The organism is Cohnella phaseoli (assembly GCF_003386235.1).
In the GTDB taxonomy this organism is placed as follows: Bacteria; Bacillota; Bacilli; order Paenibacillales; family Paenibacillaceae; genus Cohnella; species Cohnella phaseoli.
Map to the genome: position 1 here is coordinate 15,445 of NZ_QRDZ01000008.1, position 15,900 is coordinate 31,344.

15 protein-coding genes are annotated in these 15,900 nt (G+C 49.6%); 4 read left to right on the forward strand and 11 right to left on the reverse strand.

Going from position 1 to position 15,900, the window contains the following annotated elements; genetic code table 11:
* Positions 1 to 81 precede the first annotated feature (81 nt).
* The 5 genes from DFP98_RS11690 to DFP98_RS11710 form a co-directional block, all read right to left on the reverse strand.
* The gene (locus DFP98_RS11690) at positions 82 to 972 is read right to left on the reverse strand and encodes a carbohydrate ABC transporter permease (RefSeq protein ID WP_116060780.1); all 891 of its coding nucleotides are present in this window, start codon (positions 970 to 972) and stop codon (positions 82 to 84) included.
* Between the two features lie 18 nt (positions 973 to 990).
* Positions 991 to 1,887: an ABC transporter permease gene (locus DFP98_RS11695; protein ID WP_116060781.1), complete on the reverse strand. Its 897-nt coding sequence runs from the start codon at positions 1,885 to 1,887 to the stop codon at positions 991 to 993.
* A gap of 70 nt (positions 1,888 to 1,957) precedes the next feature.
* Positions 1,958 to 3,718, reverse strand: coding sequence for an extracellular solute-binding protein (locus DFP98_RS11700; protein WP_181917637.1), 1,761 nt, complete (start codon positions 3,716 to 3,718; stop codon positions 1,958 to 1,960).
* A 138-nt stretch (positions 3,719 to 3,856) separates the two neighbouring features.
* Entirely contained in the window at positions 3,857 to 5,506 is a 1,650-nt protein-coding gene (locus DFP98_RS11705) for a response regulator transcription factor (RefSeq protein ID WP_116060783.1), read from the reverse strand.
* Complete coding sequence (locus DFP98_RS11710; RefSeq protein WP_116060784.1) at positions 5,478 to 7,241, reverse strand: sensor histidine kinase; 1,764 nt, start codon at positions 7,239 to 7,241, stop codon at positions 5,478 to 5,480. Before DFP98_RS11710 ends, DFP98_RS11705 begins: the two co-directional genes overlap by 29 nt.
* Positions 7,242 to 7,370: 129 nt before the next feature.
* Here DFP98_RS11710 and DFP98_RS11715 point away from each other — a divergent pair, with 129 nt between their 5' ends.
* Entirely contained in the window at positions 7,371 to 8,306 is a 936-nt protein-coding gene (locus DFP98_RS11715; protein WP_116060785.1) for an ATP-dependent DNA ligase, read from the forward strand.
* Between the two features lie 39 nt (positions 8,307 to 8,345).
* Here the strand turns inward: DFP98_RS11715 and DFP98_RS11720 are convergent, their stop codons facing one another.
* From DFP98_RS11720 to DFP98_RS11735, 4 genes are all read right to left on the reverse strand, one after another.
* Positions 8,346 to 8,909 carry a hypothetical protein gene (locus tag DFP98_RS11720; protein WP_116060786.1) on the reverse strand — a complete coding sequence of 188 codons (564 nt, stop codon included), beginning with the start codon at positions 8,907 to 8,909 and terminating at the stop codon, positions 8,346 to 8,348.
* Between the two features lie 11 nt (positions 8,910 to 8,920).
* Entirely contained in the window at positions 8,921 to 9,733 is an 813-nt protein-coding gene (locus DFP98_RS11725) for an AAC(3) family N-acetyltransferase (RefSeq protein WP_116060787.1), read from the reverse strand.
* A 367-nt stretch (positions 9,734 to 10,100) separates the two neighbouring features.
* Complete coding sequence (locus DFP98_RS11730) at positions 10,101 to 10,562, reverse strand: GNAT family N-acetyltransferase (RefSeq protein WP_116060788.1); 462 nt, start codon at positions 10,560 to 10,562, stop codon at positions 10,101 to 10,103.
* Positions 10,559 to 11,242, reverse strand: coding sequence for a TetR/AcrR family transcriptional regulator (locus DFP98_RS11735; protein WP_116060789.1), 684 nt, complete (start codon positions 11,240 to 11,242; stop codon positions 10,559 to 10,561). Before DFP98_RS11735 ends, DFP98_RS11730 begins: the two co-directional genes overlap by 4 nt.
* 130 nt (positions 11,243 to 11,372) lie before the next feature.
* On the opposite strand from DFP98_RS11735, the gene DFP98_RS11740 reads away from it, so the two are divergent.
* Positions 11,373 to 12,725: an MATE family efflux transporter gene (locus tag DFP98_RS11740; RefSeq protein WP_116060790.1), complete on the forward strand. Its 1,353-nt coding sequence runs from the start codon at positions 11,373 to 11,375 to the stop codon at positions 12,723 to 12,725.
* Between the two features lie 53 nt (positions 12,726 to 12,778).
* Here DFP98_RS11740 and DFP98_RS11745 read toward each other — a convergent pair whose 3' ends face one another.
* A complete protein-coding gene (locus tag DFP98_RS11745) occupies positions 12,779 to 13,306 on the reverse strand; it encodes a hypothetical protein (protein ID WP_116060791.1) in 528 nt (175 codons plus the stop codon).
* Positions 13,307 to 13,483: 177 nt separating this feature from the next.
* Here DFP98_RS11745 and DFP98_RS11750 point away from each other — a divergent pair, with 177 nt between their 5' ends.
* Together DFP98_RS11750 and DFP98_RS11755 are read left to right on the forward strand one after the other, a co-directional pair.
* A complete protein-coding gene (locus tag DFP98_RS11750; protein WP_116060792.1) occupies positions 13,484 to 14,401 on the forward strand; it encodes a PadR family transcriptional regulator in 918 nt (305 codons plus the stop codon).
* A gap of 18 nt (positions 14,402 to 14,419) precedes the next feature.
* Positions 14,420 to 15,289, forward strand: coding sequence for an alpha/beta fold hydrolase (locus DFP98_RS11755; protein WP_116060793.1), 870 nt, complete (start codon positions 14,420 to 14,422; stop codon positions 15,287 to 15,289).
* Positions 15,290 to 15,526: 237 nt separating this feature from the next.
* On the opposite strand, the gene DFP98_RS11760 is transcribed toward DFP98_RS11755, so the two are convergent.
* Positions 15,527 to 15,760: a hypothetical protein gene (locus tag DFP98_RS11760; RefSeq protein ID WP_220377082.1), complete on the reverse strand. Its 234-nt coding sequence runs from the start codon at positions 15,758 to 15,760 to the stop codon at positions 15,527 to 15,529.
* Between the last annotated feature and the right edge of the window lie 140 nt (positions 15,761 to 15,900).

The following is a 15,900-nucleotide window of genomic DNA, read 5'->3' on the forward strand; positions in this document are numbered from 1 at the left end:
CGAATACGTTCCGGATGGCTTCCAAATATCCGAAGCCGTGCTGGGTATCCGGCTCCAAACATTCCCACGGATCTCAGCCGCTTATTCCTTGACGCTGCCGAGCACAATGCCGGCCATAAAATATTTTTGGAGAAACGGATACAGCAGCAGCATCGGCACCGAAGCCATAAAAATTTGTGCCGCTTTGACCGTCCGGTCGGAAATTTCCGACAAAAATTTCACCTGCGCCGGATCGATCGTGGAAAACGCGGAAGTCGGGTTTACGACGACGGTCTGCAAATAGCTCTGCAGCGGATAATGATTGGGCGAGTTCATCAGAATGAGGCCGTCGAACCACGAGTTCCAATGGCCGACAATCGTGAACAGGGCAATCGTGGCCAACGCGGGTTTGGATAGCGGCACGAAAATGCGCCACATCGTCGTCCAATGGTTCGCTCCGTCGATAAAAGCCGCCTCTTCCAGAGCTTTGGGCAAGCCGCGAAAAAAGTTCAGCAGCAAAATGCAGTTGAATACCGGCACGGCCCCCGGGAGAATGAGCGCCCAAATGGAATCGAGCAAGCCCGTCTCCTTGATCGTCATGTACCACGGGATAAGACCGCCGTTCAGCAAAATCGTCGTTACGAATATCCAGGCGTAAAGCGTACGGCTTTTAAACTCGGACGTTCCCTTGGACAGTGGATATGCGATAAGAACGGTCAGCAGCAAGTTCACCGCAGCCCCCAACGCTACCCGTTCCACCGAAATGAAGAACGCTTCGAAAAACTGTCGCCGAATGAATACGAACCGGTAGGAGTCGAATGTGAAGTCGACCGGCCAGAAGCCTACCACCCCGGCAGCAGCCGCCGACTTGTTGCTGAGCGACATCGCCCATGTGTTGATGACGGGAAAAATGCATAATAACGCAAACCCAAGCAGAAATGCATAGTTGAAGGCGTTAAATGTATAGCGGCCAATCGATTTATCTCCGGGCATCCTCTTGCCCCCTCTGTTCTAGAAAATTCGATAGTTGACAAGCCGGTAGGCCAGGAAATAGGAAATGCCTATAAACAGGCAGGACACGAGCGACTTGAAAAGCCCGACCGCCGTCGCCACTCCGTATTGCGTGTCGATCATCCCAATCCGGTAAACCATCGTATCGATAATGTCGCCCGTTGAATAGACCTGAGGGCTGTACAGATTAAAAATTTGGTCAAAACCCGCGTTCAGCACATTGCCCAAGCTAAGCGTCGCCACCAGCACGATGATCGGCATCATCGCCGGAAGCGTGACATGGCGCGTCTGCTTCCACCGGTTTGCCCCGTCGATGATGGACGCCTCGTACAGCGTCGGGTCCACGCTTGTAATCGCGGCCAAAAACACGATCGTATGAAAACCGCTCTCTTTCCACAAATCCGATACGACGATCGTAAAGCGGAACCAGGCCGGGTCGCCGAGGAAAAAGACCGGGTTAATCCCAACCGACTGGATCAGCTTGTTGACGATGCCTTCCGACGGAGAAAGAATGTCGATCAGAATGCCGCTAAGCAGCACCCAGGAGAAAAAGTAAGGTACGTAAATCAATGTCTGTACGCCGCGCTTAACGAATTTAATCCGCACTTCGTTCAGCAGCAGCGCCAGTAAAATCGGAAACACGAGGCTGAGCACGATTTTGAACAAAGCGATCACGACCGTATTGGTCAATACCTGAGCGGTATCGGGCATATCCCAGACGTACTTGAAATTGTCCAATCCGACGAACGGGGAATGAAAAATGCCCTTGCTCGGCACATAATTTTCGAAAGCAATCCACAAGCCCGTCATCGGACCATAGCTGTAAACGAGAATAAGCGCGAGGCCGGGAAGCAACATCAGGTGCAGCGGCAGCGTCCTATTTATTCTGTGAAACATGGTTAACCTTCTTCCTGTCGAACGAACGGGGAGGTCGTTGCCTCCCCGTCCGCCGTTATGCGATTTCGGTTCAATGTTGCGCCGCAAGCCAATCGTTTACTTCCTGCGTAATCGCGTCTCCGCCGAGCTTCTTCCAATCGCTGACGAACTGGTCGAACATATCGAGCGAGCCGCCCATAATGATTTTCGTAAATCGTTCCAGTTGCAGCTTCTCGAGCGTCGCTTTTTTCTGAACCATCGTCGGCGTATCCGACCCGTAAAACTGATTGCTTGTCGTCAGGTTGTTGTCCAAATAGTATTGGAGGATGCCCAGCCCGGAATTTTCCGGAGCGGCCCACAGCGCGTTCGCATAAGAGGCCGGGTTCTTGGTGGCCATAAAGTCGGCCACCAGCTTGTAGTTCCCCACCGCGCTGTCGTTCTTCATCGCGTTCTGGTCATTGTTCTCCATGATCGCTTTTACGCCGCGGTAAATATTGATGTTCTGGTTCGGATCGGCCACAATGACGGCTGCAAGCGGCCATCTGGAATAGCCGTCGGGATTGTTGCCGTCCTTGTCGGTAGGCTGATGGAATTGCGTATCGTACCCGCCCGTCTCGAATCCGTATTCCTTGTCGACATAATAATTCGCCAGCTTGATCAGTGCTTCAGGATGCGGAGAACCTTTCTTGAACACGAAGTAGGCTTGGTCGATTTGTTCCTTGTTGATACCGAGTCCAACCGAAGGCACCGCCGGATTTGCGTCCGCCGATACGATCGGATAAGGCCGCCAATCGGCTGCCGGATCTTGTTTGTATGCGTCCGGGAATGGATAGAAAGCGTTCCAATGCGCGCCAAACTCCATGCCGATCTTACCGGAGACGACCGACTCATTCACTTTCGTGTTGTCTTTGACGCCGAACTCCGGGTCGATCTGTCCGGCTTTGAACATCTCCTGCAGCTTGCCGAGAGCCGTCTTCATGTTAGGCTGCGTGGCGCCGTGCACTAGCTTGCCGGATTCGTCTTGAATCCAGGTGTTGTATGCGTGATATCCCTCGAAGAAGCCGGTCAAATCATAGAGCCCCGTTCCGTACAAATCTTTCGTAAGACCGAGTCCGAACGTATCCTTTTTTCCGTTGCCGTCAGGGTCCTTGTTCGTGAATGCGTCGGCGATCGACAGTACGTCGGCCATCGTCTTCGGCTCGGGCAAGCCGAGCTTATCCAGCCAATCTTTGCGCACCCAGATTAACGCGGCGACGTCGATGCTCGCCGCCGGATCGGGCAGCGCCAGCAGCTTGCCGTCGAACGTGGCCGTCTTGAGCGCCAGTCCGCCGTTGTCGTTCATGAACTTTTTCAGCTGCGGAGACCCGTACTTCTCGAGTAGACCGCTCAAATCTTCAGCCAGTCCCGCGTCTACAAGCTGCTTCAACTGCTTGGCGCCGACGGGAATAATATCCGGAAGATCGCCGGACGCGATGGAGACGTTCAGCTTCTGCTCGCCCGCTCCTCCCGGCTGGTTGCCCACGACGCTCCATTTGACTTTCATGTCGATACCTAGATCTTTCAAGTACCCGTCGATCCAGATGTTTTTGTCCGCTGTTTCGCCGGGAGCGAACTTGCTGCAATCGCACAAAATTTTGACCGTAGACAGCGTAATCGGCGGATCGTATTTGCCGAACGGATCGGCCTCTTCTCCCGCCGTTGGGCTTTCTGCGACTGACGAGGCCGACGGAGCCACGCTTCCCGAAGCCGAAGGCGACTGGTCCTCCGCCTCTTTTTTAGAGCATGCCGCCGCCAACACTATCATCGCGATGAGCAGCAGCATAATCGCCCTTTTCCTAATCTTTCCGTCCATTCTGAAGTCCTCCCCCTCATTCATCAGCAGGCCTGCCTTGCTATTTCATTATAAAATCGCATTTTAGGAGGATAAATGGTACGCTTTCTACTTCGACCGTCTTCTATCTACTATTTTTGGGGCCGACGATACGAAACGTCATCTTAGGAGCGATTCGCGATACTCTTGCGGGGTCATTTTCATTGTTTTTTTGAACATCTTGATAAAATAACCGGGCTCCAGCCCCACCTGCTCGGCGATTTTCTGAACCAGCAGCGAGGTACCTCGCAGCAGCTCCAGCGCTTTCTCGATTCGACGATCCGAGATGTAATCAGCCAAACCGACTCCTTGCGTCTGCTTATACAGCCTGGACAGATAGGCCGGATTTAAATAGACGACCTCCGACAGCTTGTTCAGGGACAGATCCGAATGAAGATGCTCCGATATATAGCGATGCAGTTTGTCGACCACCGCATCCGAACGGCCCCTTTGGTCCTCGCGCATGCTTTGGGACATCAGCCCCGCCAACGCGGCAAAGTGCTCTGCAGCGGCCCTCCAGGTCGCATGCTCGCTAATATGAGCCAGCTTGTCCAGCATTCGCTTGTCCGGCAGCGCACCGGTAATACCGCGCTTGTTCCATTGCTGCAGCAGCAACGCGGCGATACTAAGATAGGTCTCCAAGTAGTGAGGGTAACGGACAACCGATCCGGACGCGATCTCCAGCATCTCCGCGCTTAGAACGGCGAATTCCGCGGCGTTGCCCGACTCCAAATAAGACTCCAGCAGACGCATGTTTTTTCCGTAAATTCTGGCATCCGGCTGGCTCGGCTCCGCTTCCGCTCCCGGATGGAACGCCGCCTCCGACAAAATGACTTCCTGCCCGAGGCCGAGTCCGCTTCCCATCTCCTGCCGCAAGACGCTGAAGTCATACGCGACCGAATTCCACGCGGTCGTCGTGCCAAGCGTTGCCAACGAAATCGGAAGCTTCAACAGCTCCTTGCACGTCGCTTGAATCGAATCCAACATGCCGCTTACCATCGCGATCGCGGAACGCCAGGCCTCCGTATTCGGTTCTTCCCCATCCAAAACCGCCTTAGGCTGCATCAGCCAAATGAAGTGCGTGTGGCTGTATGCCAAGTAAAACAAGCGCATCTCATGCAGATGCTCCTGCGCGATGTTCTGAATCGAATACAGCAGCAGCGTTTTGTCGGAGCCGCTCATGTCTTCCGGCCATTCGTCCACTCTCCCGAGAGTCAGATTGACGGGATGGCGGAGCGACAGCGGAAAGTCCAACTCTAGAAAGCGCAATTCGAGCGATTCGCTGAATATCCTTTCCCCATATAGTAAATCGAGCACGAATTCTTTTTGCAGCATAGGCCTCGCTTGTTCCGTCATTCGCTTAGCCTGCTCGATTTGCCGCCGATCGGTCGACTCGTGAACGAGCTGTTCGACGGCTTTGTCCAGCGACTCCAATATCTTCTCGTCGCCTTCCGTTTTCAGCACGAAGTCGACTACGCCATGCCTGAGCGCGGATTGCGCGTACGAGAAGTCGTTGAATCCGGTCAGAAATATTACTTTGCATTTGCGCCAGCGTTCCTGCATCTTTTTTTGCAGATCCAATCCGTTCATCCCGGGCATGTGGATATCGAGGAAGGCGATATCGATCTTATGCTTCTCCAGCAATTTCAACGCTTGCGCCGAAGAATATGCGCGGTGTACATCTAACTCCAGATGCCCGACCTCCAGAAACAAGTGATACAGACCATCCACAATGATCGGCTCATTGTCCACGATGAGAATCCGATACATGGTCGTCCCCCCTTGGAATTCGAATCGATACCTTTAACCCTCCAAGCTCACCGACCGACAGCGACAAGCCGTACTTTTCCCCGTATCGGTATTTCAGCCGGCGATGAACGTTGATCATACCGGAAGTTTCCTCCATTGGATCCGGCGAATTAAGCAGTCTATTATTCAGTTCCTGCGCTCTTGTCTCGTTCATAGCTTCGCCGTTGTCTTCAACCGAAATCATCAGTCCGTCGGGCTCCGCATCGAAACGAACGGCCAGGCGGCCTTCGTCTTCTTTTTCTTCGAGCGCGTACTTGTATGCATTCTCGATAATCGGCTGCAGAACGATCCGCGGTATTTGAATCGCCTGAAAATCTATCGGAAGTTCGTCGAAATCGACTTTGATTTGGTGCGCGAATCGGATTGACTGAATTTCTACATAGTTGAGGGCATGCTGAACTTCTTCTCGCAGACTGACTTCGGTCCGAGTGTTGCGGGTGACGAATTCGAAATAATCGCCCAAGTATTTGGAGAAGCGGATAAGCACCTCGTCGCCCGTCTTTTTCGAGAGCCTGTACAGAATGAACAGGCTGTTGTAAAAAAAGTGCGGGTTGATTTGCGACTGAAGCTGTTTGATCTCGGCATGCTGTGCCCGGTATTTCTGTTCGTACACTTCGACGATCATTTCCTGCAGCCGTCTGACCATATTGTTGAATTGGGCGAACAGGTAGTTAAATTCATCATGATGGTTGTAAGTCACCGAGATGTTCATATCGCCGCGCTCTACGCGGCGAAACGCCCGGACGAGCTGGTTCATCGGCTTGTGGATGACCCGGTAAAGAAAAAACGATACGAGCGCTATGACGATAACCGCCAAGCCGATGAGCACCCACAGCCATTCGCGAAACCGGTGAACGGAGCCGAACACTTCTTCTTCCGGTTCGTACGTGACCAATGTCGTGCCGAGAGCTTGAGATACCGCAAAAGAGACCATATACGACTGGCCGTTCCACTTCATCTGCCGAATGCCGTGCGTCTCGCCTTCTTTCTCCACGATGTCCCGGATCATCGGCTCCAGCAAGGCGGTGTTCGGCTTGTTGGCGATCGTCCACTGCCGCTTGTTATCGACCAGCAGAGTACCTCCGTGAGGATTGATCGCAAATTGGTCGAACATGCCCGTCAACTTGTCGATCGAAATTTCAACGCCAAGCACGAATTCCGGCGATGTATTATTGACCATAATCGGAAAGGACAGGCTGATGAACAGTCGGCCGTTCCAGTAGACGAAAGGCGCCTCGAACAAGTTGGTCGGCGTGTTCAGTACATGAAATTCTTCCTCGGGAATGTCGCCGAATAAGTTTATTGAGGAGATCGTACGTCCGAGAGAGGGAATGTGTACGCTTACATTTTTAACGAATTGGCTTGTGCTTTGCAGGATCTCAAGCTCTTTCTGCACTTTCAGAATCGTCTCGCGCTTTTCGTTCGCGCTGAGAATTTCGGCTTGGTTGCTTAGCAAGTCTAGCTCGTCATGGCTGGAGAATGCTTTCATCCAGTTGATGATTCTGCCGAAGTCGTCCCCCATCAGCTCGTTGTAGAAGCGGATTTTGGATTGCATCGACAGCGTAATTTCCCGGTTCACGTTGTTGGAGCCGAATTCGTTGATTTTTAGACTAAGCACGAAAAACGGCACGACGACGAACAGAAACGCCAACACGAGCTTGGAATAAGTATTAATTGGCGCCAAAATCCGCTCCATAAGCCCACGGCTCCTTCTTATACAATTATGCCTACAACATTATCACGGTTATGGGAAAGGCTCAATGCATGAGAATGCTCCCCCTTAACGTTACTCCATTTTTCCTCCAATGTTGGGCATCCTACAGGTATGAAACCAATCATCCCTTTCGAACCGCTACGCACAGACGTTATCCCGATAGGCGAAAAGTGGATTTACCAGGTCAAGTGGGATGGCGTCCGCATTCTCGCTTATTGCGACGGCAGTGAATTCCAGCTGTACAACCGAAAATTAAACGAACGGACGATGCAGTTTCCGGAGTTGATTAATCGCGGCTATTGCAGGGCATCCTCCTTCATCCTGGACGGCGAGGTTATCGCTTTAGCGGCTGATGGGAAGCCGTCGTTTCACGAGGTCATGCGCCGAGACGGAATTCGCCGGTCAGAGAACGTATCCATCGCGCAAAAAGAAGTTTCGATCACTTACATGATCTTCGATATCGTTTATTTAAACGGGCAATGGCTTAATAACCGCCCTCTCTCCGATCGTCTGGAGCTACTGCAGGAATTCGTTATTCCGACTCCCACCGTGCAACTGGTTGCCTCTCATCCTGACGGGGAGTCCTTGTTCCGTGTCGTCGAACAGAATGGCATGGAAGGCATCGTCTGCAAAGATACACACAGTACCTACGAAATTGGGCGAAAAGACGGGCGATGGGTTAAAGTCAAAAATTACGGGGATGCCGTTGTGGTGATCGGAGGATTTACTTTGCGCGATGGCGTCGTTAACGCAATCTTGGCCGGCCTGTATCATGAAGGAAAATTGAGGTTTATCGGCAAAGTCGGGACCGGAAAACTCACGGCTGAGGATTGGCGGACGCTCACGGCTACGCTGCAGGGGATTGCCACAGCAGAATGCCCCTTTGCCAATCGGCATCCCGATATGCGCGGCGCATACTGGTGCCAGCCTATATTAACCGTAAAGGTCCGGTTCACAGAATGGCGCCGGCACGAGGGGAGGACCATGCGGCAACCAAGCATTCAAGCGTTTGTCAGCGTTCCGCCCCATGAGTGCGTATTCGAATAAAGAGCAGGAGGGATCGCCTCGCTGCTCTTTGGGTTTCTTTCAAAACTCGTATTTCTCGAATCGCTGTCTAAGATCATCCTCGTACGGAATCCACTCCGCATCGCACCATAATGTCAATTTTACAAGCTCCGACAGCTTATCTACGGCTTGCCACGGGGTCGTAATCTTTATGAGATCGGCAAAATCCTCATTACGGATATCCAAAGCTTCACGCAAGTAGTCATCGTTAAGACGTTCTTCTGTGAGTCCATAATCTTCTCTCGCCCACTGTTCGCAAAAGATTTTCTCGGCTTGAATGGCTCCATCCGCGAAAACCGATAGCTCGAAGATTTCCTCATTCATATATCCGGCGGTCATGACCGGCTCCTCGATTAGTTGGGACAACCTTTTGCCCACCTTCTTCACCGTACCCCATACAAAATAATCGTGGAGCACGCTGATCCAGTTCTCGTTGCTTTTGCTTATGTACATGACAACTGGGGGCTCATGAGCCTCTTTGATACCTAATACATCCCCATGCCCTTTGCCTAGCTCTCTTAACGCTTCGATCGTCTTCTCCAGGTTATTCGACTTAATATGCAAATTGGCAAATGATCTTCCCACAGGATAGCCTCCTAGTTATTCACTCGATGCTTCTGTAAATATTTTTCGGCAAAATCAACCGCTTCCTTCAGATCGAATAAGCTGCATGTCGCATTTCCAATTTTACCATGTTGAACATGGCCACCTGCTTCGAAACGTTCCCCAATCCGTGAAAAATCGTCAGCATCGTACGCAAAGTCCGTAAACCATTCCCATACCCGTTTCCCGTCTTTTAGCATGGCTGTCCCCATCCGCTTTATCGGCATAGATTCAAGTCTGGCTTCTGCAAGATGAAAGCTCGTGCACGAGTCGAATCCTACACCGAGCAATAGCACCTTTGCACCGATACTATACAGCTTGCCGAGCGGAGAATCTTCACCAAATTGCGGGGTTAACGGATGGTCAGATGTCACATACTCCGCGTATTTCCCATTCGAGCAAAAGGAAACCTGGGGATGCTGCGATCTCAAGGTCCCCGGATAGGTTCTGAATAACTCCGCGATGCGTCCCATTCCTCTTGTCGGAGTAATCAAGGGATCGAAAGCGGGCATTTCATTATAAATCATATTAATCCATTCCTGTGGAACAGGGGGATTCTCCCATTCGTCGGGATCGCTCCAATCCCCGCTCTGTGCGGGCATGGTCAAGGTGCCGCCATCCCCTACAGATTTCACCAAGGCTTGCACAACAGCATGCGCACCTCCGCAAACCCACCCCAGGCTAGACAGCGAGGAATGGACAAGAATGTTGTCTTCCTTCCGAATTCCTAGAACCTGCATATCTCGGATCATATTGCTCACAGTAACAGGCATCTGCGTCCGATTAATGATTTCCTTTTCTTTCAAGGCTTTCTCTCCTTCATGCTTTGGGGATTAAGCATACTTTCTCCGAAACCCACGAGTATACAAGAATAACCGTAGCTCCAGTCCGATAATGGAGGAAAATCAGAGAAAGAGTCGAATAGTAGTAATTAATGTAATATATCAGCCAAGGGAGCGCGGGAATCTTTCCGGCTCCTTTTATTTTTGGAGAGAGATGCTGAAATATTATCTCGCCTATAACGGGAAACGCGTCAATGTACCGCTATCCCGAGATGAGGCATTTAAGTTGCTTATGGAGACTAAGGGGGCCGTCAAGGGATTAAGTATTATGGTATACGATGAAAAGGGAAAGTTTATACGAGAAATGGGAAGGGATCGGCATCGGTAACTCTCACTCATCAATTCGATACTCGTAAATCCTTGTTTCATCATCATTCAACGAATATCCCTTACCTATGTATTTCCATTGTGTTCTTTCATAATATCCCGTTAAGTCTGTGCAAAGATACACCGAAGAATAGCCTTTTACTTTACATTCTTTAATGGCATGCGTTTGTAGAAGTTCCCCGATTTTTCTTCCTCTGGCTTCGGGATCTACATACAGACATGCGAACCATGGGCACAAATCTTGTCTGCTATTTAGATCGCTTCTTAAAATAGCGTACGATCCTATTATCTTGTTATTTTCAAGCGCTAAATAAAATCTAGGAATGTCACTATCCGTATGACAAGATTGTTTAATGCAGTCTTTGTAAAAGTTGTAGTTGGACTCGGATCCCCACTGCGTCCAGAAATATTGAATCGCTTCTTCAAGAATCCCCGGTCTGCTGCGCACATCAAATATCTCCATCATTTATGAATCTCCTCCTTAATCACCTGCTCAATTCCCAGCAAAATCAGTCTTAGGCCGAATTCGAACGCCGAATCTGTCCCCATCAGCTCAAACAGCCCGTTCGTGAACATCCTCCGAAACAATCCCGCATCCTTCTCGCTCATGGAATCCAGAAGGCGGATCATATCCTCGCCTGGAAGCTCTTTCTGGTCTTTAAGAATAGCAGAGACATTGCGCTCATGCTGATAATCGTCCAGAACGAAGTAGAAGACATAGTTCACAAGCGTAGTCACCACTTGCATCTTCTGCTCTTGCTCGAGCGGCGTCGATTCTACGCAAAGCAGCATCCGGTTAGTGAAACGAATGATGTCCGGTTCGTGAGGCAGCGTCATCATCATGAGCTGTGTGGAGCAAGGATACCGACTGAGCACACTCCGCACCGTTACCGCCAGCCCCGTCAACTGCTCCTTCCAATCTCCCTCGGAATGGAACTCCTCCAGAATAATTTTCGATACTTGGTTGGCCAGACGCTGGTAGAGGTCTTGCTTGCTCTTGAAGTACCAGTACAATGAGGGCGCTTGAATCCCCAGCCGGTCGGCCAACCGTCTCAAGCTGAATTTTTCGATGCCCTCCGCCCCAAGAAGCTCCCACGAGGCTTCCAAAATCTTATCTTCGGAAATTTGCGGCTGCTGTTTTTTCATCGAATATCCGCCCTTTTATCTAACAGTGTAAGTTTCTTCTTTACAGACTCTTAAGTTCATGATACCATCTAACACTGTAAGTTTCAATCTAACGCTGTTAGACAACATAATCTAGAAAGAAGTGATCCACATGGATGCACAAAACCTCCACTATTTTGAAAAAGCGCCGATCGCCAAAGCCGTTGCTCATTTCGCTGTCCCGATGATGCTGGGCACGTCGATGAGTGTCATCTATTCCATCTTGAACGCTTATTTCCTCGGTACGCTGGGCAACACGGCCATGTTAACCGCTCTCGCCCTGACCTTGCCGTTATTCGCGGCCATAATGGCGCTAGGCAACCTGATTGGCATAGGCAGCGGCACGTTTATCTCCCGCTTATTGGGAGAGAAGCGATATGAGGAAGTAAAGCATGTGTCTTCGTTCGCTTTTTACAGCAGTTTATTGCTCGGTCTGATCGTAATCGCCGTCGGTCTCCCTCTGCTCGACTCCATCGTTCATGGTCTTGGTGCAACGCCCGATTCCTTCGGATTCACGAAGGACTATGTCACGGTTATGCTGATCGGTTCGCCATTCGTTGTCTTATTTTTCACGCTGGAAAATATCGTACGCTCGGAAGGTGCCGCCATTACGTCCATGACCGGTATGATTCTCAGTGTTATCGTGAATATTATTCTCGATGCGCTAGTCATCTTTGTTTTCCACTGGGGCGTGATCGGCGTTGCGTCCGCTACCGTTATTGCCAACTTGGCGGCGAGCGTATTTTACGCTTTCCATATGAGGAATAAGAGCCAATTTCTAACCGTCTCGGTAAAATGGTTCAAGGCAAACAAGGAAATTCTGAGCAATGTGTTCAAAATCGGGGTTCCCGTCTTTGTGATGAGCATCTTCCTGGGGGCCATGTCGCTGATCTTGAACCATTTCCTTGTCGATTACGGGGATCAGGCTGTGGCGGCTTACGGAATTTCGTCGCGCTTGCTGCAATTTCCCGAGTTTATTCTGATGGGCTTATGCGAAGGGGTCGTGCCGTTGATTGCCTTCTCTTTTACAGCGAATAAGTTGCGCATGAAACAAACGATTGGATTCACGATCAAAACCATCCTGGCGTTAGCGGTCGCATTCGGCCTCATCGTCTACCTGATCTCCGACCACTTAATTGGCTTATTTACGAACGATCCACAGCTAATTGAAATGGGCAGCTACATTCTGCATGTCACGTTCTTATCCTTGTTTATTACGGGAATGACCACGTTGTTTACGGGGATTTTTCAAGCGACTGCGCAAGGGACCGCCGCCTTTATTATGTCGATTATTCAGGGAATTACTCTGATCCCTGTGCTCTACATCGCCAATCGAATGAATGGTTTCCATGGGGTCGTCTGGTCGCTTGTCATTGCGGATGCCGTCGCGTTCCTGGTCGGGGCTATCATGCTGTATGTTCTGCGGAACAAGCTGCAGCCGGACTTGGATAGCTTGGTGCAATAGCAAAAAACATTAAAGGCCACCCAAGTCATTCGGTGGCCTTGTTCGTCAATCCTTCACCCTTTCCATCCTTCAAAACGGTGTATTCTCCACTCGTCGTCTTTAATCGTTTTCTCATCCTCCAGTACGCATCTATGTGCATGTTCGATTAACTGCTGTCCTTCCAGCTGCAGCCCCTCTTGCGGATCAATCAGGACGCCCTTGCATACAAGCGCCAATGATGCCGCCGAGTACCAGCCCATTCTGTATTCGAAGCTATCCTGCGCACTTATTCTAAAATCCACTTCAGTGTCAAAGATATTCGCTCCGCTCTTTCCCTTCATCAAGCTTCTAAAAAAAGAGTCTTTATTCCGCTCCATCTTCTTTACGTATAATTCGTACCCCGTCATTAACTCCACATGATTCAAGCTCTGATTCGGGCAGTCATATAGAATTGTTCTGAAAGGCAGGAACCCCCCATGTCCAGAAAAACTAAATTTGGGAGAGACTTCAACAGTCATGTTAAGTTTATTTATTTCAGAAATCCATTGAGGAATAATGCTATCGCTTAATTGTTTTAATCGAACGGTTAGTGCATAACCCATTGTATGCTCCCCCTCCTTTCGCCCGTTATTTTTTATTATAGTGAGCTTCTGCCCAGGGTCTACCTACTTCCTTCCTAAATTCAAGGATTAGTTTGGAGGCATGAGCTGGGTTATCATTTACATCTTCATTATCATATGTTACTGTTAACATATGTTATTTATAACGAGGTGCATTTTATGTCCATCCAATTAGCCATATTAGGCATACTGAGCTGGAAGTCCTCAACAGGCTATGAACTCAAAAAGATCTTTGAAGATTCCACCTTCATGTATTGGTCCGGTAATAATAATCAAATTTACAAAGCTTTATTGAGTCTGGAGAATGATGATTTTGTTACCAGTGAGGTGATCCATCAGGATAATTCCCCTTCCAAAAAAGTATACACCCTAACAGAAGAAGGACTTGCCGAACTCAGAAATTGGCTGGTGTCATCACCGGAAGCTCCCGAGATCAAGAAAACGTTTTTGGTACAGCTTGCTTGGTCGGATCTGTTAAATAACCAAGAATTAAGTGAAATGCTCGCCAAATATGAAAATGAAGTCAAACTTCAATTGATTATGCAGAAGGAGAAATACAGACGCGCTCTTCATACGCCTAATCGAAGTCCAAGGGAAAGCTTAATATGGGAGACGATTTCGGAAAACATGATTTCAACCTATAACAATGAATTGAATTGGATCCGGGAAACCCGTCAGAGGTTGTTTGAAAATGAAAATATGGAGGAGAAGGAAAAAATGAACCATCAAATAAGAGAAGTAGAGGGCAAAAAGTATATTGAAGTGATCTCTTCTCCTGAACCTTTAAGTTCAGAAAACCATGCACTGGATATCATCTCTTTATGCTGGGAGCACGATATAACTGCGATTATGATACACTACGCAGCCTTGTCAGAAGACTTCTTCAAACTTAAAACCAAAGTGGCCGGTAATATGATTCAGAAATTTATAAACTACGGCGTACAAACTGCTGCTATTGTCCCACAGGAGGCAATCGGAAAAGGCAGATTTAAAGAAATGGCTATGGAGATGAACATGGGCAGCCATTTTAGATTGTACGAAAGTAAAGAAGAAGCTGAAAAATGGCTCCTCAAGTAGAAAGAAAGGCGAGAACTTATGGGAAATATATATAAGTCAGAAGCAGGCAAACAAGAGGTTTTGGGACAGTACCGACAAATTCTTGCCGGCTGGCCGGTGGAAAATCACCAATACGAAGTTGATACAAAATTCGGACCGACTTTTATCATCGAATCAGGATCAAAGGATAGCCCCCCTCTGATCCTCCTGCATGGAAGCGTATCGAATTCTTTCACCTGGTACGGCGATGTAGCTGCCTTTTCTAAAACTCACAATGTTTATGCAATCGACATTATTGGAGAAGCAGGATTATCAGCAGCAAGCCGACCAGGTTACGAAAGTGATGCATATGCTCTCTGGTTGAATGAAATCATAAATGCACTTAAATTAAGCTCCTGTTCCATAGTAGCTATGTCATTAGGCGGCTGGATGGCATTGAGCTTCGCTACCGTTTATCCCGATAAGGTTGATAACTTGGTGTTGCTTTGTCCCGGAGGGCTTGCACATGAAAAAGCCAGTTTCCTGTGGAAAGCAATCTTTTTCTCCCTTCTTGGCAAATGGGGGCAGCTACAAACACTTAAATTAGTGGGCGGCGGTAATACTTCTTCATCACCCTCATCCGAATTGGGTGAAGACCTTCGGTTCGCATCACTTATATTCAAATATTTCAAACCACGAACGGCAAAAATGCCCCTGTTTAGTAATCAGTCGCTTCGTCAATTAACTATGCCGATATTCATGCTGTTCGGCGATTCTGATCAGCTAATACCTGCTGACAAGAGTACTAATCGACTTAAACAATTCGCACAACAAGCTAAAATCGAACTTCTACCGGGTACGGGCCACCTCATTGTCAGCCAAGCAGATCGGATACTGCATTTCTTAGAAACTGAAGGGGCTGTCTCATAAGCTAACGGAACCGTACCGAAAGATTATCGATGGATGCAGGGGAATGGGCATCTATCTCCTTCCGATGCTATACGATCCTGAAATCTTGAATAGGTAGACCCGTGACAGGGTCATTTCAGGACCGTATGAGGCAATATCCAGGAGGTAGATGCCCTTCTCTTTAATCGATAATCTTGTACGTTTCTACTTATGGGACAGCCCACTGTTCTTATATTTACAATTTAGATTTTTTGGGCATTAAGGAGGTCCCGGCTCCGCCAAGGCACTTTCTTGGCCTCCGCGCCCCGGCCCCGGCTCCGCCAAGGCGCTTTCTTGGCCTCCGCGCCCCGGCCCCGGCTCCGCCAAGGCGCTTTCTTGGCCTCCGCGCCCCGGCCCCGGCTCCGCCAAGGCACTTTCTTGGCCTCCGTGCCCCGGCCCCGGCTCCGCCAAGGCACTTTCTTGGCCTCCGTGCCCCGGCCCCGGCTCCGCCAAGGCGCTTTCTTGGCCTCCGTGCCCCGGCCCCGGCTCCGCCAAGGCGCTTTCTTGGCCTACAGATCATGGAATGTTCCTTTTTCAAGTATAGGAAATGGAAATGAGGACCAATTTAAGAATATCTGTTAGGCAAGGAGCCC

What these genes read in the sequence shown, in the direction of transcription:
- DFP98_RS11690 (WP_116060780.1), bottom strand. Translation starts at nt 972, where the DNA reads ATGCCCGGAGATAAATCGATTGGCCGCTATACATTTAACGCCTTCAAC.
- DFP98_RS11695 (WP_116060781.1), bottom strand. Translation starts at nt 1,887, where the DNA reads ATGTTTCACAGAATAAATAGGACGCTGCCGCTGCACCTGATGTTGCTT.
- DFP98_RS11700 (WP_181917637.1), bottom strand. Translation starts at nt 3,718, where the DNA reads ATGGACGGAAAGATTAGGAAAAGGGCGATTATGCTGCTGCTCATCGCG.
- DFP98_RS11705 (WP_116060783.1), bottom strand. Translation starts at nt 5,506, where the DNA reads ATGTATCGGATTCTCATCGTGGACAATGAGCCGATCATTGTGGATGGT.
- DFP98_RS11710 (WP_116060784.1), bottom strand. Translation starts at nt 7,241, where the DNA reads ATGGAGCGGATTTTGGCGCCAATTAATACTTATTCCAAGCTCGTGTTG.
- DFP98_RS11715 (WP_116060785.1), top strand. Translation starts at nt 7,371, where the DNA reads ATGAAACCAATCATCCCTTTCGAACCGCTACGCACAGACGTTATCCCG.
- DFP98_RS11730 (WP_116060788.1), bottom strand. Translation starts at nt 10,562, where the DNA reads ATGATGGAGATATTTGATGTGCGCAGCAGACCGGGGATTCTTGAAGAA.
- DFP98_RS11735 (WP_116060789.1), bottom strand. Translation starts at nt 11,242, where the DNA reads ATGAAAAAACAGCAGCCGCAAATTTCCGAAGATAAGATTTTGGAAGCC.
- DFP98_RS11740 (WP_116060790.1), top strand. Translation starts at nt 11,373, where the DNA reads ATGGATGCACAAAACCTCCACTATTTTGAAAAAGCGCCGATCGCCAAA.
- DFP98_RS11745 (WP_116060791.1), bottom strand. Translation starts at nt 13,306, where the DNA reads ATGGGTTATGCACTAACCGTTCGATTAAAACAATTAAGCGATAGCATT.
- DFP98_RS11750 (WP_116060792.1), top strand. Translation starts at nt 13,484, where the DNA reads ATGTCCATCCAATTAGCCATATTAGGCATACTGAGCTGGAAGTCCTCA.
- DFP98_RS11755 (WP_116060793.1), top strand. Translation starts at nt 14,420, where the DNA reads ATGGGAAATATATATAAGTCAGAAGCAGGCAAACAAGAGGTTTTGGGA.